Annotated in this window: 14 protein-coding genes and 4 pseudogenes; 6 read left to right on the top strand and 12 right to left on the bottom strand. The window is 60.6% G+C overall.

Annotated features, from left to right (window positions below; translation table 11 throughout):
• The first annotated feature begins 18 nt into the window (after positions 1–18).
• Positions 19–1,445: pseudogene (locus tag EV147_RS05600) on the top strand (ISNCY family transposase).
• A 176-nt stretch (positions 1,446–1,621) separates the two neighbouring features.
• Here the strand turns inward: EV147_RS05600 and EV147_RS05605 are convergent.
• From EV147_RS05605 to EV147_RS05630, 6 genes are all read right to left on the bottom strand, one after another.
• Positions 1,622–2,614: a tripartite tricarboxylate transporter substrate binding protein gene (locus tag EV147_RS05605; RefSeq protein WP_130390106.1), complete on the bottom strand. Its 993-nt coding sequence runs from the start codon at positions 2,612–2,614 to the stop codon at positions 1,622–1,624.
• A 44-nt stretch (positions 2,615–2,658) separates the two neighbouring features.
• A complete protein-coding gene (gene eno / locus EV147_RS05610; RefSeq protein WP_130390107.1) occupies positions 2,659–3,951 on the bottom strand; it encodes a phosphopyruvate hydratase in 1,293 nt (430 codons plus the stop codon).
• An 11-nt stretch (positions 3,952–3,962) separates the two neighbouring features.
• On the bottom strand, positions 3,963–5,381 hold the full coding sequence (gene pyk, locus EV147_RS05615) for a pyruvate kinase (RefSeq protein WP_130390108.1): 1,419 nt from the start codon (positions 5,379–5,381) through the stop codon (positions 3,963–3,965).
• A 12-nt stretch (positions 5,382–5,393) separates the two neighbouring features.
• Complete coding sequence (locus EV147_RS05620) at positions 5,394–6,665, bottom strand: glycerate kinase type-2 family protein (RefSeq protein ID WP_407923197.1); 1,272 nt, start codon at positions 6,663–6,665, stop codon at positions 5,394–5,396.
• A gap of 10 nt (positions 6,666–6,675) precedes the next feature.
• Positions 6,676–8,031 carry a dicarboxylate/amino acid:cation symporter gene (locus EV147_RS05625; protein WP_130391199.1) on the bottom strand — a complete coding sequence of 452 codons (1,356 nt, stop codon included), beginning with the start codon at positions 8,029–8,031 and terminating at the stop codon, positions 6,676–6,678.
• Positions 8,032–8,193: 162 nt separating this feature from the next.
• The gene (locus EV147_RS05630) at positions 8,194–9,282 is read right to left on the bottom strand and encodes a tartrate dehydrogenase (RefSeq protein ID WP_130390109.1); all 1,089 of its coding nucleotides are present in this window, start codon (positions 9,280–9,282) and stop codon (positions 8,194–8,196) included.
• A gap of 141 nt (positions 9,283–9,423) precedes the next feature.
• On the opposite strand from EV147_RS05630, the gene EV147_RS05635 reads away from it, so the two are divergent.
• Positions 9,424–10,353 (top strand): LysR family transcriptional regulator, encoded by a 930-nt coding sequence (locus tag EV147_RS05635; RefSeq protein WP_130390110.1) that lies wholly within the window; start codon positions 9,424–9,426, stop codon positions 10,351–10,353.
• Between the two features lie 345 nt (positions 10,354–10,698).
• Here EV147_RS05635 and EV147_RS05640 read toward each other — a convergent pair.
• Positions 10,699–11,136: pseudogene (locus EV147_RS05640) on the bottom strand (hypothetical protein); the annotation flags it as partial.
• 504 nt (positions 11,137–11,640) lie between these two features.
• Here EV147_RS05640 and ilvB point away from each other — a divergent pair.
• Together ilvB and EV147_RS05650 are read left to right on the top strand one after the other, a co-directional pair.
• A complete protein-coding gene (gene ilvB / locus EV147_RS05645) occupies positions 11,641–13,395 on the top strand; it encodes a biosynthetic-type acetolactate synthase large subunit (protein WP_198680173.1) in 1,755 nt (584 codons plus the stop codon).
• Positions 13,396–13,525: 130 nt separating this feature from the next.
• A pseudogene (locus EV147_RS05650) lies at positions 13,526–14,589 on the top strand (IS5 family transposase).
• Between the two features lie 145 nt (positions 14,590–14,734).
• Here EV147_RS05650 and EV147_RS05655 read toward each other — a convergent pair.
• A complete protein-coding gene (locus tag EV147_RS05655; RefSeq protein WP_130390112.1) occupies positions 14,735–15,232 on the bottom strand; it encodes an Lrp/AsnC family transcriptional regulator in 498 nt (165 codons plus the stop codon).
• A gap of 74 nt (positions 15,233–15,306) precedes the next feature.
• Entirely contained in the window at positions 15,307–16,233 is a 927-nt protein-coding gene (locus EV147_RS05660) for a DMT family transporter (RefSeq protein WP_130390113.1), read from the bottom strand.
• Between the two features lie 90 nt (positions 16,234–16,323).
• Here EV147_RS05660 and EV147_RS05665 point away from each other — a divergent pair, with 90 nt between their 5' ends.
• Together EV147_RS05665 and EV147_RS05670 are read left to right on the top strand one after the other, a co-directional pair.
• Positions 16,324–17,271, top strand: coding sequence for a LysR family transcriptional regulator (locus tag EV147_RS05665; protein ID WP_130390114.1), 948 nt, complete (start codon positions 16,324–16,326; stop codon positions 17,269–17,271).
• A gap of 297 nt (positions 17,272–17,568) precedes the next feature.
• Positions 17,569–18,295, top strand: a pseudogene (locus EV147_RS05670) (ISNCY family transposase); the annotation flags it as partial.
• Positions 18,296–18,304: 9 nt separating this feature from the next.
• On the opposite strand, the gene EV147_RS05675 reads toward EV147_RS05670, so the two are convergent.
• The 3 genes from EV147_RS05675 to EV147_RS26450 form a co-directional block, all read right to left on the bottom strand.
• Positions 18,305–18,601, bottom strand: a complete 297-nt coding sequence (locus tag EV147_RS05675) for a hypothetical protein (RefSeq protein ID WP_130390115.1) — start codon at positions 18,599–18,601, stop codon at positions 18,305–18,307.
• A gap of 238 nt (positions 18,602–18,839) precedes the next feature.
• Complete coding sequence (locus EV147_RS05680; RefSeq protein WP_130390116.1) at positions 18,840–19,328, bottom strand: DUF6714 family protein; 489 nt, start codon at positions 19,326–19,328, stop codon at positions 18,840–18,842.
• Between the two features lie 34 nt (positions 19,329–19,362).
• Positions 19,363–19,629: a hypothetical protein gene (locus EV147_RS26450; protein ID WP_130390117.1), complete on the bottom strand. Its 267-nt coding sequence runs from the start codon at positions 19,627–19,629 to the stop codon at positions 19,363–19,365.
• Between the last annotated feature and the right edge of the window lie 219 nt (positions 19,630–19,848).

Here is a 19,848-nt window from a genome sequence, read left to right on the forward strand (position 1 = left end):
GCTTCGTTGGAGCGCGACATGACACGACCGGACACCATCACCATGAGCCTACGGGAACTGGACCGCTGCAAGATCATCGAGGCCGTCGTGCGGGGCGGCCTGATGGTCTAGCGCGCCGCCGAGAAGCTTGGCATCAGCCGGCGCCAGATCGAGCGGCTGGCGCAGCGCTATCGGCAGGACGGCCCACAGGGTCTGGTCTCCCGCCGCTGGGGCCAATCTGGTCACAACCAGCTCCCGCCAGGCGTCGGGGCTAGCGTGCGCGGCCTGATCCGTGACAGCTATGCCGACTTTGGCCCGACGCTCGCCGCCGAAAAGTTGCGCGAACGGCACGGCATCCACTTGGCCAAGGAGACGGTACGCAGGATCATGATCGACGCGGGCTTCTGGGTGCCACGCAGGCAACGTCCGCCCAGGATCCATCAACCGCGCAATCGCCGGTCCTGTCTGGGCGAGTTGGTGCAGATCGACGGCAGCGATCACGCCTGGTTCGAGGACCGGGCGCCGGCCTGCACGCTGCTGGTCTTCGTGGACGACGCCACCGGCCGCCTGCTGCAATTGCTGTTCGTGCCAACAGAATCGACGCTGGCCTATTTCGCCGCCACACGCGCCTACCTCGAGCGCCATGGCAAGCCCCAAGCGTTCTATTCCGACAAGGCTGGCGTCTTTCGGGTCAATGCGAAGGACAATGCCGAAGGCCGCGGCTATACACAGTTCGGCCGGGCGTTATACGAGCTCAACATCGATATCGTGTGCGCCAACACAAGTCAGGCCAAGGGCCGTGTCGAACGGATGAACGGCACGCTGCAGGACCGTCTGGTCAAGGAGCTGCGGCTGCACGGGATCAATTCGATGGAAGCGGCGAACAGGTTCGCGCCCATCTTCATGGCCGACTTCAACGCTCGCTTTGGCAAAACGCCGCGCAGTGAGTTCGATGCGCACCGGCCGTTGCGCGGCGATGAGAATCTGGCACGGATTTCAGTTGGCGGGAGTGGCGCAAGGTGTCACAGAGCCTGACGCTGCAGTACGCCAAGGTGTTGTACATGCTCGAGGATCTTCCCGAGCACCGGGGGTTGATCCACCACTATATCGAGGTCGCCGAGTATCCCGATGGGCATGTCGAGTTGTGGGCGAATGGCGGCCCCCTCCCCTACACCACTTACGATCGCTTTCCGGAGGTCGACCAGGGCGCGATCGTCGACAACAAGCGGCTGGGCCGGACACTGGCTATCGCAGCGGAGGTTCAGTCGTTGCGTGACAACCGCCGCTTCGCAGCCCCCTCACGGACGCTGCACGGCGAGCCACCGCGGCCCGCCAAGGTGCCGCTGAACGTCAAGCGACAGCGATTGGTAAACCGGCTCGACCTCGAACAGGCGATGCGAAACCATCCTCTCTCTGCATCGAACGACGACTCAGTCGATGGTCCTCCCAGGCCGCCCACGACTTAGATGGCGCTTTCCGACCCTTCTGAGACGTATGAGGACGTTGGACGGATGGCCGTTGCTATCGACTATCAGACATAGAAGTCGCCTCAAATCTGCGCGGCTGGGGCACAGGATGCCCACTCGGCAGCCTGTCTCCAGTCGCGCATCACTGTTCACTTCCCCTGAGGCAGCATCTCGAACTATTCGATGGTGACATTGCCCTCCTTTACGAGGGTAGCGAACTTGCTGGTCTCGTCATTGATGCGCTTGGCAAAAGCTTCAGGCGTACTAGACATCGGCTCGGCACCTGCAGCGAGCATACGTTGCTGGAAGTCGGGTGAGCTGACAATCTTTACAATTTCTGTGTTAAGTTTTGTGACGACGGGCTTAGGTGTTGCAGCGGGAGCGAGCACGCCGAACCAGGTACCAATGTCGAAGCCTTTGAGACCCGCCTCGTCCATTGTGGGTACGTCAGGCATGGCGCTCGACCGCTTCGCTGTGGTGACTGCCAGCGCTTTCAGCTTGCCGCCCTTGATGTGCGGTAGCACCGTCGTCAGGGTGTCGAAAGACATGAAAACCTGACCGCCGAGGAGGTCCGTGGTGAGCGGACCGCTGCCCTTGTATGGCACGTGCAGCAACTTGACGCCGGTCGTCGCCTGAAACTGGGTTCCGATCAGGTGTTGCGCAGTGCCGTTGCCATTGGAGCCATACGACAACTCTGGAGATGTCTTCTTCGCAAATGCGACAAGTTCCGCGACATTCTTTGCGGGCGTCTTTGCGCTGTTGATGACCAGCACGTTAGGGACCATCGCCAGTGTGGATACCGGGGTCAGGTCCTTCTGGAAACTGTAGGGGAGCTTCTTGTAGACGGACGTGGCAATGGTGTGGTGGACGGCGCCCATCAGCAGCGTGTAGCCGTCCGGCTTGGCTTTCGCAACGTAGTCCGCGCCGACCGTGGCACCCGCGCCTGGACGGTTTTCAACAATGACGGGCTGGCCGAGCGCTTTGGACAACTGATCGCCCAGCGCGCGTGCCAGGACATCGGTCGTGCCGCCAGACGGGAACGGAACGACCAGGCTAATCGGCTTGGCTGGCCAGTCCTGTGCAAATGCCTGCGACGCTGCGCAGATTCCAAAGCCGATCACGAAAAGCCCGCAGAGGCCACGGACGCGTTGAGTCGTGAATGTACGCATGTTTGTCTCCTTTGATTGTATTGATGGCAATGCGTGGTGATGTGCTAAATATGGCGCAAACTTGGGAACGCAGCGCGACCGGAAAACGTGGCTGCGCAGCCAAGTTCGGCCTCGATGTAGAGCAGACGGTTGTATTTGGCAACGCGGTCGGAACGCGACAGCGAACCGGTCTTGATCTGCGTAGCAGCGGTGCAGACGCTGAGATCGGCGATCGTCGTATCTTCGGTCTCGCCGGACCTGTGCGACATCACCGATGCGTAGCCCGCGCGATGCGCCATCTCGACGGCCGCCAGTGTTTCGCTCAACGTACCAATCTGGTTCGGCTTGATGAGGATGGCATTGGCCACGCCGCAATCGATGCCTTCCTGGAGGATGACGGCGTTGGTAACAAACAGATCGTCGCCCACCAACTGCACGCGGTCTCCAAGACGCTCGGTCAGCAACTTCCATCCTTGCCAGTCGTCCTCGGCCATGCCGTCTTCGATCGTGACGATGGGGTATTGCGTTACCCAGCCTGCGAGCAGATCGACAAATCCGCTGCTGTCGTAGCTGCGGCCCTCGGACTGCAGGACATAGCTCCCGTCTCGATGGAACTCGGAACTCGCCACGTCCAGGCCCAGTGCTATATCGCGGCCAGCTTGGAAGCCCGCGGCGTGGATGGCTTGCATGATGACTTCCAGCGCCTGCTCATTGGACTGCAGGTCCGGCGCAAAGCCGCCTTCATCGCCTACTGCCGTGGAAAAGCCACGCTGCTTCAGAAGGGCCTTGAGCGTATGGAACACTTCCGCGCCCCAACGCACAGCTTCCGAGAACGATGGGGCGCCGACTGGCAGAATCATGAACTCCTGCATATCCACGCTATTGTCGGCATGCGCACCACCGTTGATGATGTTCATCATCGGCATGGGCAAGCGCATCTGTGCGCCGTCGCCGCCTATCGAACAATAGAGCGGCACACCTGCCGACGCGGCCGCGGCCCGCGCCGTCGCCAACGAGACGGCCAATAGCGCGTTGGCGCCCAGTCGCGACTTGTCGACTGTGCCGTCCAGCCGGATCAGGCATTGATCGATTTCAGCCTGCTCCGATGCGCGCATGCCTGCCAGCGCGCGTGCGATATCGCCGTCGATGTGGCTGACGGCATTGCGCACACCCTTGCCGGCGTAGCGCGCGCTGTCGCCATCACGCAGTTCGATGGCTTCACGCGCGCCCGTCGAAGCACCCGAGGGGGCCGCTGCAAAACCTTCGCTGCCATCGGCCAATAGCACCCGAGCCGCCACAGTGGGATTGCCGCGCGAGTCGAGGATCTCGTAGCCGCGCACTTCGTGAATCACTGACATCCTTTGCCTCCTTACTGGACCTGCGCAATGCGCAGAAGGTTAGTGGTGCCAGCCACGGTGAACGGCAAGCCGGCGGAGATAACGATCGACTGGCCGGGTTCGCCGAAGTGTTCCTTGACGACCGTTCGGCTCGCCAGTTCGGTCATTTCAAGCACATCGACGACTTCATGACACAGCACGGCATGGACACCCCAGGCGAGTGCCAGGCGGCGAGCCGTGGCAAGACGCGGCGTCATGCCCAGGATCGGCACTTCGGGGCGCTCACGTGCCATGCGCAGCGCGGAATAGCCCGAACTGGTGTAAGCGACGGTAGCCGGTACCTTGAGCAACCCGGCCACATGTCGCACCGCGTAGCCGATGGCGTCTGCGGCTTCGGCGCGCGGCGGGGTGTGCGACGACTGAATCGCGTCGTGATAGAGCGGATCGGATTCGGTGCGTGTGATGATGCCGTTCATCATCGTTACGGCTTCAACGGGATACCTGCCCGAGGCCGATTCGGCCGAGAGCATGACGGCATCGGCGCCGTCGTAGACGGCCGTCGCCACGTCCGAGGCTTCGGCGCGCGTGGGCACAGGCGCGGCGATCATCGACTCCAGCATCTGCGTGGCGACGATGACTGGCTTGCCCGCTTTGCGGCACGCGCGGACGATCTGCTTCTGGAGCGACGGCACCTGCTCGGCCGGCATTTCCACGCCCAGGTCGCCACGCGCCACCATCACTGCATCGGACTCGGCAACGATGGCATCGAGGCTCCGGATCGCGGCAGGCTTTTCCAGCTTGGCAACGATGCCGGCGCGGTCCTGCACGATTGCCTTGATCTCCCGGATGTCCTCGGGGCGTTGGACAAAGGACAGCGCAATCCAGTCGACGCCGAGCGTGAGCCCGAAGTCCAGGTCGCGGCGGTCCTTTTCGGTCATTGCCGACATCGGCAGCACCACGCCCGGAACGTTGACGCCCTTGCGGTCGGACAGGGCCCCGCCGTTGACCACGGTGGTTTCGGCAAAGTCGCTGCCGCAACGGTCCACGCGCAAGCGGATCTTGCCGTCGTCAAGAAGCAGCTCGGCGCCTTCGCCCAGTGCGGCGAATATTTCCGCATGCGGGAGACTGACGCGGGAAACCGTTCCCGGCTGATCCCTGTCCAGATCCAGCCGGAACGCTGCGCCCGCCGCCAGTTGGATGGGACCGTCGGCAAACGTTCCGATCCGCAGCTTCGGGCCTTGCAGATCGAGTAGCACACCGATTGGGCGACTACGCGCTTGCTCGATGGCCCGGATTGTGTCGAGCCGTTGCCTGTGATCCTCATGGCTGCCATGGCTGAAGTTCAGGCGGAACACATCGGCGCCGGCGTCGAACAGGGCATCGATGATTTCGGGTGACGTGCTGGCGGGACCCAGCGTAGCCACGATCTTCGCGTTGCGAAGGCGTCTCATGGTGATACTCCATCAGGGCGCGATCAGAATCGCGCGGAAATCGTTGACGTTGGTGAGGGTGGGGCCGGTAATGACTGCATCCCCAAGGGCTTCGAAGAAACCGTGGCCATCGTTGTTGGCTAGCGCATCCTGTGGACGGATACCCAGTGCCCAGGCACGCTGCAAGGTGTCGGGCGTCACGATGGCGCCGGCAATCTCTTCCTGGCCGTCGACGCCATCCGTGTCGCCTGCGAGGGCATGAATGCGTGTGTCGCCGCGCAACGTCAACGCGAGTGCGAGCAGGAATTCGACGTTGCGGCCACCGCGCCCCGTGCCTCGTACGGTCACGGTCGTTTCTCCGCCCGACAACAGCACGCACGGCGAAGGAAACAACTGGTGGTTTGCCGATTCCAGCGCGAGAGCACCGAGCACCAGCCCCACATCGCGCGCCTCGCCCTCGATGGCATCGCCCAGCACATGCACGGGTAGCCCCGCTGCAGACGCCACGTTTGCCGCGGCCCGTAGCGCCATCCGTGGGGTAGCGATCAACGTGGTGTCGATGCGCGGGAGCCGCGGATCGCCGGGCTTGACGGTCTCGGCCTCGTCGGAGTCCAGCACGCGCATGACGTGCGCTGGCAACGCCAGTCCATAGCGCCGGAGAATGTCGATCGCCTCCTGGCGCGTCGTGGGATCGGGGACCGTGGGGCCGGACGCAATGTCGATGGGGTCGTCGCCCGGAACGTCCGACAAAAGCAGGTTGCAGACGCGAGCCGGGTAGCAGGCCGCCGCCAACCGTCCGCCCTTGATCGCCGAGAGATGGCGCCTGACGCAGTTCATCTCCGTGATCGTGGCGCCGGACTTGAGCAGATCGCGATTGATCTGCTGCTTGTCATCGAGCGAGATGCCCGTCAGCGGTAGCGGCAACAGTGCAGAGCCGCCACCGGAAATCAGGCTGACAACCAGATCGTCCTCGGTCAGGCGGGACACGAGTTCCAGCATGCGGCGCGCAGCATTGTGGCCGGCGGTGTCCGGCACTGGATGCGCCGCTTCCACGATCTCGATCTGCTCGCAGGGCACGGCGTAGCCGTAACGGGTCACGACCAGACCCTCCAGCGGACCTTGCCAGGCCCTCTCGAAAGCCTGCGCCATGGCTGCCGATGCCTTGCCGGCACCGATCACGATGGTGCGTCCCTTGGGGCGGTCTGGCAGATGGCGCGCCAGCGTGAGCGACGGCTGCGCAGCGGCGATGGCGGCATCGAACATGCGGCGCAGCAGCGCGCTGGCCTGTGGGGTGTCGAATGTCATCGTCATCGCCTCAATGCATCAGGCCGGCGTGGGCATCGGCGGCACGAGACAGTCTCGATCCCAGTGACGGAGATTCTGCGGTCTCCACCAGCACCTCGGGGTCATCGACAAGTTTGCCGTCGAGTGCATCGTCCAGTTGCTTCTGATCGATGGCGCCCACCCACCGGGCGATGGCCAGCGTACCGACCGCATTGCCTATCGTATTGGTAATGGCACGCGCTTCCGACATAAAGCGGTCCACGCCCAGCAACAGCACCATGCCTGCAACGGGAATCTTGCCCATCGATGCCAGCGTGGCCGCGAGCGTGATGAAGCCGGAGCCGGTCACGCCAGCCGATCCTTTGGATGTCAGCAGCAACACGCCGAGCACCACGAGCTGATCGGTCAGCGTCAACGGTGTGTTCGTCGCCTGGGCAATGAAGATGGCGGCCATCGTGTAGTAGATGCACTGGCCGTCAGGATTGAATGTGAGTCCGGACGGGACCACCAGACCTACCACGGGCTTGGAGACACCGGCGTTCTCCAGCTTGCGCATCAACTGCGGTACGACCGATTCCGACGAACTGGTGCCCAGCACCGTGAACAGCTCGTCGCGGATATAGCGCAGGAATTTCCAAAGGCTGAATCCCGCCAGACGTGCCACACCGCCGAGAACGATCACCACGAACAGGAAGCAAGTGACGTACATCGTTCCCATCAACTTGCCGAGCAAAACTACCGACCCCAATCCATACTTGCCTACGGTAAAAGCCATAGCGCCAAACGCTGCCAGCGGTGCCAGCCGCATGACCATGCCCACCACCGAGAAAATGCCGTGCGTAAAGGAATCGAGGAAGTCCACCACGGGCTTGGCGCGTGGGCCGATGTGCGACAGGGCAATGCCGAACAGCGTGGCGAACACGAGGATCTGCAGAATGTCGTTGCGCGCCAGGGAGTCGATCACGCTGGTCGGCACCATGTTCATCAGGAAGTCGATGAACGAATGCGGTTTCTCGGCAGCGTGGGTGTAACTGGAAATGGCCTTGGCGTCGAGATGCGCCGCATCGACGTTCATGCCGGCGCCTGGCTGCACAAGGTTTACGACGATCAGGCCGAGTGCCAGCGCGAATGTGGAGAGAATCTCGAAGTAGAGCAGCGCACGTATGCCCACACGGCCCAGTTCCTTCATGTTCTCCATGCGCGCAATGCCGAGGACAACGGTGGCAAAGATGATCGGCGCAAAGACCATCTTGATGAGCTTGATGAAAATGTCGCCGAATGGCTTGAGGCTGCTGCCGAGATCGGGATAGAAGACGCCCAGCGCAATGCCGGCTGATACGCCGAGCAAAACTTGCACGTATAGCTTGCCCAATAGCCTTTGAATCATGGCTGTCTCCTGCTGATTCGAGGTGAGTCGCTTGCGGTCGAGGGCTCTGTTGGCCGTTGTCGGAGTCCGCAAGGAAGCGGACGCGTGCGAGGCACGCGCCGGCTGGCAACCCGGCCATGGCCGGGTGCGAGGGGTGCTACAGGTGAAGCAGGGATTGAGGGCTTATGCGGCCTTGGCTTGGCGATGCGCCGCCAGGTAGTCGCAGACGGCCTTGGTCACATCGACCGTCTTTGCATTCCCGCCAAGGTCCCCGGTATGCAGCGCCGGGTTGGCGGTCACGGCTTCGATGGCGGCCATTACGCGTTGCGCGGCGGCGTTCTCGCCCAGATGCTCCAGCAGCATGACCACCGACCAGAATGTGCCGACCGGATTGGCGAGGCCCTTGCCCATGATGTCGAAGGCGGAACCGTGAATCGGCTCGAACATCGACGGATAGCGACGCTCTGGATCGATATTGCCAGTGGGGGCGATCCCGAGGCTGCCGGCCAGCGCGGCGGCGAGGTCGCTCAGGATGTCGGCGTGCAGATTGGTAGCGACGATGGTGTCGAGCGTCTTGGGTCGGTTCACCATGCGCGCCGTGGCGGCGTCCACCAGTTCCTTGTCCCAGGTGACATCGGGAAAGTCCTTCGCTACCTGCACGGCCACTTCGTCCCACATCACCATGGCATGACGCTGTGCGTTCGACTTGGTAATCACGGTCAGCAGCTTGCGCGGACGCGATTGGGCCAGCTTGAACGCGAACCGCAGGATGCGTTCCACGCCAACGCGCGTCATCATCGACACATCTGTCGCCGCTTCGATCGGATGGCCTTGGTGGACGCGGCCACCCACGCCAGAGTACTCGCCTTCGGAGTTCTCGCGCACGATGACCCAGTTCAGATCTTCCGGTGCGCAACGCTTGAGCGGCCCATCGATGCCGGGCAGGATGCGCGTGGGACGCACATTGGCGTACTGGTCGAAGCCTTGACAGATCTTGAGGCGCAGCCCCCAGAGCGTGATGTGGTCCGGAATCTGGTTGTCGCCAGCGGAGCCGAACAGGATTGCATCCTTGTCGCGCAGTGCGTCGAGACCATCGGCCGGCATCATCACGCCGTGCTGGCGGTAGTAGTCGCCGCCCCAGTCGAAGTTTTCGAACTCGAAGCGGAATTCTGCGCCGGCGGCGACCAGGACTTCCATGATTTCCCGGCCAGCCGGGACGACTTCCTTGCCAATGCCGTCGCCGGGAATGGTTGCAATCTTGTACGTCTTCATCTTTCGTCTCCTGTCTGGTCTGGAAAATCCGTTTGGTGCCGTCATCGCTGTCGAGAGCGTGAAACGGATTCTGGACGGTGGACGAAGTTTTGGATCGCGATTAAAGTTAAACCATTCTTAACCACAAGGTTGAAAGTGACCATGGCTTCCAACAGTGCGATCCAGCCGGCCGAGTTGGGCTTTTTCGCGGCATTGGCGACGGCTGGCAGCCTCAGCGCTGCCGCCCGGGACCTCGGCGTCACGACGGCGGCGGTCAGCAAGCGGCTGGGCCAGATGGAGACGCGCATCGGCATGCCGTTGGTGACACGTACCACCCGGCGCATGAGCCTGACACCGGAAGGCGAGGTACTGCTGGAACATGCCCGCCGTATCCTGGGGGAGCTTGACGACCTTGAGCAGTTGCTGACCAGCGCCAAAGGCAGGCCGAGCGGCTTGCTGCGCGTCAACGCCACACTGGGTTTTGGACGCATGCATGTGGCACCGGTGATTTCCGAGTACAGCCGGATGTATCCCGAGGTAGACGTCCAATTGCAACTGTCTGCGGACCCACCCCCACTAACCGAGGATGCATTCGATGTTTGCGTGCGATTCGGGGAGCCGCCCGACGCCCGCATCGTGGCGCGCAAGCTCGCGCCGAATCGCCGGTTGCTGGTTGCCTCGCCACGCTATCTGCGCGAGCAGGGCATACCCCAGACCCCGGTAGACTTGCAACGGCACAATTGCATAGGTATCCGCCAGGGAAGCGACGCCTACGGCGTGTGGCGACTCACGCCCTTGAAGGGCGCCAAGGCACGTACCGAGTCGATCCATGTCCGAGGCAACCTCACAACCAATGACGGCGAGATTGCAGTCAGCTGGGCTTTGGAAGGGCATGGCATCGTACTCCGCGCGGAATGGGACGTTGACCGCTATCTCCGCAGCGGCAGGCTGGTACAGGTCCTGCCGCAGTATGTGACACCCGAAGCAAACATTTATGCGGTCTACCAGCAGAGGCATCAGCTCTCTTCTCGGATACGGCTTTTCGTCGAGTATCTCGGTGAAAAGTTCGCGGCGTTCGGTCAATCGATCTAAGGTTCAGCAACGACCGTTTCCATTCCAAGAAGGGACGATGTGCGAAGCGGTCCCCGTGACCGCTTCTGGCCGATCTGAGACATAGCCCCATCAGACTGGCGGATTGGAGTATCGCATGGTGGCCACGGGCTGCTACCGGCCAGTTTGAGTCATTCGCACAGTCGGCCATGAGTGACCGTTTCAGATCGAACCGGTCATTGATCGACCTGCCCCCAAGAGCAAAAAAAAACTTGTCCAGTAGGACGTGGCAGAACATTCTGAATACCGTCGATTTCTCGGCGCGGCATCGCTGCCTATGACGTTGAACGTGGGTAGTTCGAGTGTGATCTTATCAGCGCCTTTTTACTATTTCACTCGCACGCTTACCTTGAGGCAGTGCAAGTTCGCCGGATCGAAACCTAGAAAATTCCAGAGCACACCCACGCGGAAGTTCTGGGTTCGGCCGGATGAATGTGGTTGATCGTTGATACCGGTAGCCACGCCATCCAAATTGCGCGGCGAGGTCTCGCCCTTCAGCAGCGATGCGTAGTGGTAGTCCATGTCGTTCACACGCCCGCCGGACAGGTTGAGCCCTTCAACAAACACCCATACATCGTCGAGCACGCGATATCCCAGCTTCAGGTTCAGCAGGAACGACGAAGTCGAGCGCACGCTGTTGTCCTTGATCAGCGCGCGCGGACCAAAATAGCGGCTACGCGCGCCCACCGACCAGCGCCCCCAGTTGTACGAGACGCCCATCGATGTCGTGGTCTGGGTCGATGCCGGGATGTAGTCACAGATGGGGCCACAGTGCACCCCGTCCTGTCACCGTGCAAATGGGAAAGCATCGTCTCGCGCGATCTCCCACACTGGATGCTCACCTCGACATCATTCTGATACGGGTATCACACCCACCGGACGCCCATCATGACTCAGCAAGACCCCGTCGTCGCAGTATTCCTGACTCATGCAGCCGCCGACGAAGCTATCAAGGTGCTCGGCGAAACACGGCGTTGACATGAAGACGCTATCGATCATCGGCCAAGGCTAACTTTCGGAGGAACATGCTATCGCCTTCTACAGCGCGGTAGATCGCATCCGGTCCCGGGTTACCCCCGCTATCGCCTCAGCGCTCCCGTGGATGCAGCAGTGCGAACGTCTACATCCAGATTTCCATGGAACGGCACGATGTGTTGCGAACCGCGACTTTGGACAGCCTGTTTCGGCAGCTAATTCCGGCGACCTGTCCCTAGAATTCCTGCGTCGGCCTCGTCTTTAGAGGTCTTCCCGAGAACAGAGAGAACTGCCATGAAAATGCCCACCCCCGATCTCCGCGCCGGCACCCCCAATCTTGCCATGCCACGCCAGATGCGTGGTGCCGAGATGATCGTCGCAGCCTTGCTGGCAGAGGGCGTCCACACGGTATGGGGCTATCCGGGAGGCGCGGTGCTGCCGATCTATGACGCGATTGCTCGACACAGAGGGCTGCAGCACATGCTCGTGCGACACGAGCAAGCCGCCGTGCATGCCGCCGACGGCTATGCCCGTGCCACCGGCGAGGTCGGTGTCGCGCTGGTGACGTCCGGTCCGGGCGTGACCAATGCCGTCACCGGCATTGCCACGGCCTATTTCGATTCGATCCCGATCGTGGTGCTGTCCGGCAACGTGCCCACCTCGATGATCGGCGAGGACGCCTTTCAGGAATGCGACACTGTTGGCATCACCCGCCCTATCGTCAAACACAACTTCCTCGTCTCCGACATCGGCAGTCTCGCCGTCACGCTGAAGAAGGCCTTCCACCTTGCCCGCACCGGCCGTCCGGGTCCGGTGCTGGTGGACATCCCCAAGGATGTGGCGCTCGCAAGCGGGAAGTTCGACTACCCGGAGAAGATCGACATCCGCTCCTACCGCCCCGCGCTGGATGGCCATGAGGGCCAGATCCAGCACGCGGCCCAACTGCTGCACGAGGCGCGCCGGCCCTACCTGTATGTGGGCGGTGGCGCCGTGACGGCGGGTGCCAGCGCCGCCGTGCGCGAGCTGGCCGCGCTGGCAGACGCACCGGTCACCACGACCCTGATGGCCCTGGGCAGCTTCCCCGCCAGCGACCCACGCTTTGTCGGCATGCCCGGCATGCATGGCACCTTTGAGGCCAACCGCGCCATGCAGGAATGCGACGTGCTAGTGGCCATCGGCGCGCGCTTTGATGACCGCGTAATCGGCAACGTAGCCGAATTCTGCGCCACGCCACGCGAGATCATCCATATCGACATCGACCCGGCCAGCATCGGCAAGCGCGTTAAGCCCACGGTTCCCATTGTTGGCGATGCACACCGCGTGCTGGAAAAACTGATCGCAGCGCTGCGGCAAGCACCGGCACCGTCCGTAGACCGTGGTGACTGGTGGCAGCGTATCGCCACGTGGCGTGGCCGGCGCTGCCTGGCATATTCGCGTGACGGGCAGCGCATCAAGCCGCAGTACGTGATCGAGACGCTGTCGCGGCTCGCCAGCGGCGACGCGATCATTTGCTCCGACGTCGGGCAGCACCAGATGTGGGCCGCGCAGCATTACCGCTTCGAACAGCCGCGCCGCTGGATCAACTCCGGCGGGCTGGGAACGATGGGGGTCGGCCTGCCCTATGCGATGGGGGTCAAGCATGCGTTTCCGGAGCGCGACGTGATTGCCATCACCGGAGACGGATCAATTCAAATGTGCATCCAGGAACTGTCCACCTGCAAGCAGTATGACCTGCCGGTGAAGATCGTTTGCCTCAACAACGGCTATCTCGGCATGGTGCGCCAGCTTCAGCACGTGGGGTACGATCGGCGGTACTCGCAATCCTATATGGAAGCGCTGCCCGACTTCCCCGCGCTGGCACGTGCCTACGGCCACGTCGGCTTGTCGGTGCGCGCTGAAGCGGAGGTAGAGCCGGCCTTGCACGAAGCGCTGGCCCAGAAGACCCGCACCGTCTTCCTTGATATCCATGTGGACGGCAGCGAGAACGTCTGGCCGATGATACCGGACGGGCGCGGCCTGGGCGAAATGCTGCTCGGCGAAGACGAGTGATCCGGTAGTAGCTCGCAGACTCGGCGGACTGCCTTAGCAGGCTGCTGAAATACCTTGAGCCATAGTCGACGCGCGGACATGTTCAAACGTTGATCTGAGAACTCGACACGATCCACTTTCCCAACAGCGCATGCGCGGCGCCGACACCTTCACCGAAAGCTTGTTCACCATGCGGCGGCCGGACGATTTCGTACCGAAGTCTCATCCACTGCGTTCGTTCCGGACGATGGCCAATCAGGCACCGGTAAAGATGAATCGGCTGTTCGCCGAGATGTATGAGGCCGACATCAAAGGCGGTCGCCCGAGCATCGCACCGGAGAAGCTGATGCGGGCGATGCTGTTTCAGGTGCTCTACAGCATCCGGCCGATGCGTCAACTGATGGAGCAGACGCAGTACAACCTGCTGTTTCGCTGTTACATTGGGCGGTCGACGGACGATGCTGTCTGGGTGCCCCCAGTATTCACCTAGAATCGTGCGCGCTGATCCAGCACGATGCAGTGATCGAATTCTTCAACGATGTACTGGCCCTCGCGCAAAAGAAGAACTGGTTGTCGGGCGAGCACCTCAGTGTGGACGGCTCGCTGATCCGGGCTTGTGCGGGCCACAAGAGCTTCGTGCGCAACGATGGCAACGACGATAGTGGAGACTTCAGGGTACAGCAGCGCAGCAACGAGACGCATCAGTCCAAGACCGATCCCGATGCGAAGCTCAATCGCAAAGGCAAGACGGGCAGTGAACTGCGCTACATGGGCCATAGGTTGAGTGACTACGGTCACGGCTTGTAGTCAGCGCGCTGGTGAGCGCCGCTGATGGACACGCCAGGCGCGAGGCTGCCAAGGTCATGCTTAACGACGCCCGGCAGGGAACGGTCGACCCGGCCATGGAAATCACAGTGGGTGCTGACAGGGGCTAAGACGCGCAGGAGTTCATCGAAGCCTGCCTGGAGATGAAGGTGACGCCGCATGTGGCGCAAAACACCTCGCGTCGGCGCTCGGCAGTTCTCGGTGCCATTGCTTGCGGCCCGGCTATACCGTCTCGCAGCAAAAGCGCAAGTTGATCAAGCAACGCTTGGAATGGGTCAAGACGGCCGGCCGCATGCGCCAGGTGATGGTGCGGGCATGGCCGCCTACAACCTCGTACGCAAATGTTCGCTGGGAAAAATCCGTCCGCAGTTGCGGTATTCAGGGAAATGAAGACGGAAACTGGTGCCCAGCAGCCGAAAAACTCGATTCAGCGGTGCGCGGCTTCCGGATTGTGAAACTAGACAGTCTCACCTGCACAGGCGAAAAGCATACCGTTTGTGCGGGGAACTTCAGCAGCCTGTTAGTTGCGCCTGCATTAGCTGCGCCGGCCGTGGCTCTTTGGCGTCGGCGCCGGCAGCGGCAGCGCTGTCTGGTACTTGACCTGCTTGAGGGCAAAACTCGACCGGATACTGGTCACACCCTCCAGCCTGGTGAGCTTGTCGATGATGAAATGCTCCAGCGCCTGCACCTCGGTCACCACCACGCGAATCAGATAGTCCGAATCGCCACTCATCAGATAGCATTCCATCACCTGGGGCAAGGCAAGCACCGCGCGCTCGAACGATTCCAGCGCTGCGCGAGTCTGCTTCTCCAAAGATATCTGGATAAAGACGTTCACATCGAGCCCGAGCCTGCGCGGGTCGAGCAGCGTGACTCGCTTGGTGATCAGGCCCGCGTGCTCGAGCACGCGGACCCGCGTCAGGCACGGCGATGGCGACAGGTTGACACGGGCGGCAAGTTCCACATTCGTGAGGCTCGCGTCGCGCTGCAGCTCGCCAAGAATCTTCAGGTCTATTTGATCAAGGTCGATCATGGGTTCCAACTACCTTGCTTCACAATGAAATCATCAACGCGCAGCGGCGAATGGATCCTTTTTTCTGAGGTGCTCTACGCGGTAGGGTGTCGACGGCCCGGTGAAATGGGCGCGCGCAGACTTGAGACTGACAATCCTGCAAGGATGGCGGCAAGGCCGAAGATGTGAAAACCCTTGAGGTGCTCGCCGAGGAAAGCCACTGAAAGCGCCACGCCATAGGCAGGAATGAGATGAATGAAAATCCCCGCGCGAGCCGCACCGATTTTCGCAACCCCGCTAAAATAGAGAATGTTGGCGGCCACCGATGCCACAATTGCCACATAGGCGACTGCGGCGACCGTTGTGCCGTGCCATTCAATATGCGCACCAGTTTTGTACTCCCATAGCGCGAACGGCAATAGTGCGACGGCCGCAATCAGCAACTGAATTGCCATCAGGCCAATGCGGTTCATGTCGGCGGGGAAGTCTCGCAGCCAGAGCGTGTACAAGGCGAAACTGATCATGCCGAGGAAGACGAGCAGATCGCCTTCAGAGAACTGCAATGTGACCAAGCGACTTAGCTCGCCGTGCGCGATGATGATACATACGCCAAGGCCCGACAGCACCATGCCGAACGCCTGGTTCATCTTCAATCTCTGGCGATACACCGCTGCACCGAGCAAGACGATAAGCATCGGGATGGTCGAGTTGAGCAGGAGCGCATTGGAAGCCGAGGTGTGGTGCAGGCCCACATAGACAAACAGGTTAAAGCCCGCCAGCCCAGAGAGAGAGGTGCGGCACAGGCGCCATCGCAATGGCCAGTAACGTGCCCTGTCCCTCCGCATGGCTGCAATCGCAAACGGCAGAAGGCAAGCGAAGGCGAGAAGGTGCCGGATGAACGCAAGCGTCATAGGAGGAATGTCGTCCCGCACCGCTCGCCCAACAATAAAATTGCCGGCCCACAAGAGCGGTGGAATAGCCATGATGAGCCATGCCTTTCCTCGCTGTTTCGCCAGTTCCATGATGTTTTCCCTTTCGCATGCCATTAATGGGCATTGTTGATTTCTTCAACGGATGCAACAATATGCGAAACAGAAATTGATCTTTACGTCATGCGTAAGAATCTGGATAGCGGCTTGCTCCATGCGATGCGCGCCTTTTTGCGGGTGCTCGACAGCGGAAGCTTTACGGCTGCGGCTGAACAGCTGAATCTCACTACGGCCCAGATTTCCAGGCTGGTCACCGACCTCGAGAAACGGCTCGGCGCCACGCTCTTGCAGCGCACTACCCGGCAAAGAGCCTTGACTGACGCAGGCGCCGAATACGCTGAGCGTTGCCGGGAAATCCTGGCGCTAGTGGATGAGGCTGAAGCAAGCCTTTCGCAGACTACGTCAACGCCGAAGGGACGCTTGCGCATCCAATGTATGGCGAGTTTCGGCCAGCACTACGTGGCGCCGATCCTGGCCAACTTCTTCGCCAAGTATCCTCAATTGACTGTCGAATACCGCAGCTCGCAGTATGTGCCTGACATGCTCGCGCGTGGCGTCGACGTCAGCCTGTACCTGGCGGAAACACTGGTCGACTCGGGCGTCGTGGCGCGGCGCATCGGAACCAGCTTCGCCGTGCTATGCGCCGCGCCATCGTATATTGACCGGTTCGGCGCACCGCAGGACTTTCCGGAACTTGCCGGCCACGCATGCCTGCGACTGGTCAATCCGTCTATTTCCCCGGACTGGCGGCTGATTCGCCATGGATCGCCCCCCCGAACCTTGTCGCCCGCCGGACAACTAGTCGCCGACACGCCGGAAGTCTTGCTCGATGTCGCCAAACGCGGTTCAGGCATCACGCTTCTTCCGCTGTTTTCCGTCATCGACGATATTCGCCGCGGACACCTGGTGCATGTCCTGCCTGCTTGGCGTTCCCCAGACATTGGCGTCTACGCGATGCTGCCGTCACGGCATTTTCTGGATGCAAGAACCCGAGCCTGGCTTGACTGGGTTGCCCAGCATATCTCTCCGCAGCTTGAGTCCGACGCAGCATTCTTCAGCTTGCAACATTAAAAACGCGAACAAAACCGGTGTTCTGCGACGGTCACACCACTTCGAACGACTCCGGCCGCGGTCTCCCCAGCCAGCCTTGCTAGCTACCAGCTATCCATCGACGGCTATGCAACGGAGGCAATTCGCATGCTCGCCGCCCTGCATCCGGACTCGCCGCTGCTGGCCAGTCCTCCCTGCCGGAACCCCTCAAAGACATGGCTCCGCCAAAAACCGCATGCCCGAGCCGACATCTGATAGTGGCCAGCCCTACGACATTTGAGCAAAGCCTAGACATGAAATGTAGGGGCAAAGTTGTCCGGCGATGGCCACACCCAGTTTGCCCGGGTTCTGTTCGAGTTGAACGTCGAAGGCATCTGCGCCAACAGTAGCCAAACCAAGGGCCGCGTCGAACGAACCCACCTGACCCTGCGGGACCGCTTGGTCAAGGAACTGCGGCTGCGCAATATCAGTACCATGGAGTCCGCTAACGCCTTCATGCCGGAGTTCATCGCCGACTACAAACTCGCGCTTTGCCAAGGTGCCGCGTAACAACCACAACGCTCATCGTCTGCTGCGATCCGATGAGAACCTGGACTTGATCCTCACCGCGCGTGAGCCACGTTGTGTGTCCAGGAGCCTGACGATTCAGTACGACAAGATGCTCTACCTGTTGGCCGATACTCTGGAACATCGCAAGCTGGCTGGACGCTACATCGATGTCTACCACTACCCGGACGGCACGATTGAGCCGCGGGCAAATGGCGCTGCCTTGCCCTACACGACCTACGATCGTCTTTCGGAAGTCGACCAAGGTGCAATCGTGGACAACAAGCGCCTCGGGCACGTGCTGCAGTTGGCGCAATACGTTCAGGAGAAGCGCGACAATCGACGATCGCAATCCGTACCACGACCCGACGGGACACCACGTAGGCGTGGCCGACCTCCCGGCACCAAATCGCAGCGCTCGCTGAATCAGGACGACATGCTCGATGCATTGCAGAGGCTGCAGAAGCAATCATGGCCGTTAGATGGCACGAACAATTGAAATCGACTGTTAAACGTTTTCCTGACGATTAATGAGTGAGCGAACCTCTTTGCCCACAAGCTTGGAAAGCTCAGATAAACGCCACGGCGGCGGAGCAAAGACACTGTTGTTGTTGTCGGAAGACACACAAAGCCTGATTTGCTTCACAGTCTCGTGGCTGTATTCCACGCGCAGCACCCTAGTAGTGCTGGCTGGTCGCCAATCCACTTGCTTCAAAAAGTAAGTTCTACTGCCGCCACGCTCGACTGAATCAACAACCAGATCGTAGTTTGAGGTCAGAAAATCGTGTAATTCGGACTTGGTCATCACTAGTCAAGATCATGGAATTCCGGACATTTTAACTTTGCCGAGCACCGGACATTTCAACTTAGCCTAGACAATGGGTGTCAGCGCTAAGTTGTAATGTCCGGTTCTGGCAAAGTTCAAATGTCCGTCTGAGGCCAAGGGTTTCTTTCTTTCCGAGGTTACCGGGAGGCGGCTGTTCACTGCGACAAACTAGCAGGAACGCTACGCGCGATCGAAAAGGCGGGCGCGGGGCAAACACCTAATTCCACAAACCGCCTAGCCCTGCTTCGGCCCCATACTGCTCAGCGCTGCCCGGGGTACTGCCTTCTTTGACCAGTTCCAGGAACGAAACAATCGCCTCGGCCTGTTGTGGACTGAAGCTCGCACAGAACGTTTTCCATTCAGAACGGGGCTCATACTTTGGATTATCTGGGAGCAGAGCATCCAATGCCAAGTGCGTGTAGTCGCTGTCCTGTAGGACAGCGACCAGAAGCGAAGGTGAATAATATCGAAAAAATTCATTGCTTGTGGCGCTGCGAATGGCTGCCGGACTGATGCTTTTAATCCAGTATTCGAGTGGTATCTCCGTCCACATTCGATTTGCAAATTTCTTGACATCATTATCCACTTCATAATTCTTGATACCGTCCGCACGTCGATGTCCATATGGAATGGGAACGATAGGAAACGCCGCACGGATAGTCGCCTCCAATTGCGCAGCACGATGGGCGTGTTCGTTAGAGTCCATTGCAAATATCTACCTGTTGTACGACTTTTACCCATTATCTCTGGTGAATTTTGTCTCCGCCACGGAAACAAACATTCATCATCTTCCGTCTCGCGTTGGCGCAAATTTGTAAAGCGTCGCGCTTTGATGCCAGTAAGGCCGGGGTGTCAGATGCTTTGCAGTACTGTTGCCCAGTCTTGCAAGATTGGTCCACATAGGTTTTTAGCTTAGTGTATTCATCGTCATCGCAATCTCCCGGAGGAGTGCTCTTGTCGAAAGAAGAAACGACTGCTTCGAGCGCTTCTCCGCATGCCTTTTGCAACGGTCACGGCTTCGGACGACTCCGGCACCCGGTCTCCCCCGGCCAGGCCCTGGTAGCTACCAGCTATCCCTCGGCACCGGTCGCCGCGGAGTTAATCTGCCTGCGCCCCGCCCTGCATCCGGACTCGGCAGTTGCCGGCCAGCGCCACCGCCCCACCTTTGACCCCACAGCAAGCATTCCACCCCGCAAAAACCGCACACCCGTGCCCACATCTGAGTC

The sequence above is a fragment of the Cupriavidus agavae genome (genome assembly GCF_004217045.1).
Lineage (GTDB): Bacteria > Pseudomonadota > Gammaproteobacteria > Burkholderiales > Burkholderiaceae > Cupriavidus > Cupriavidus agavae.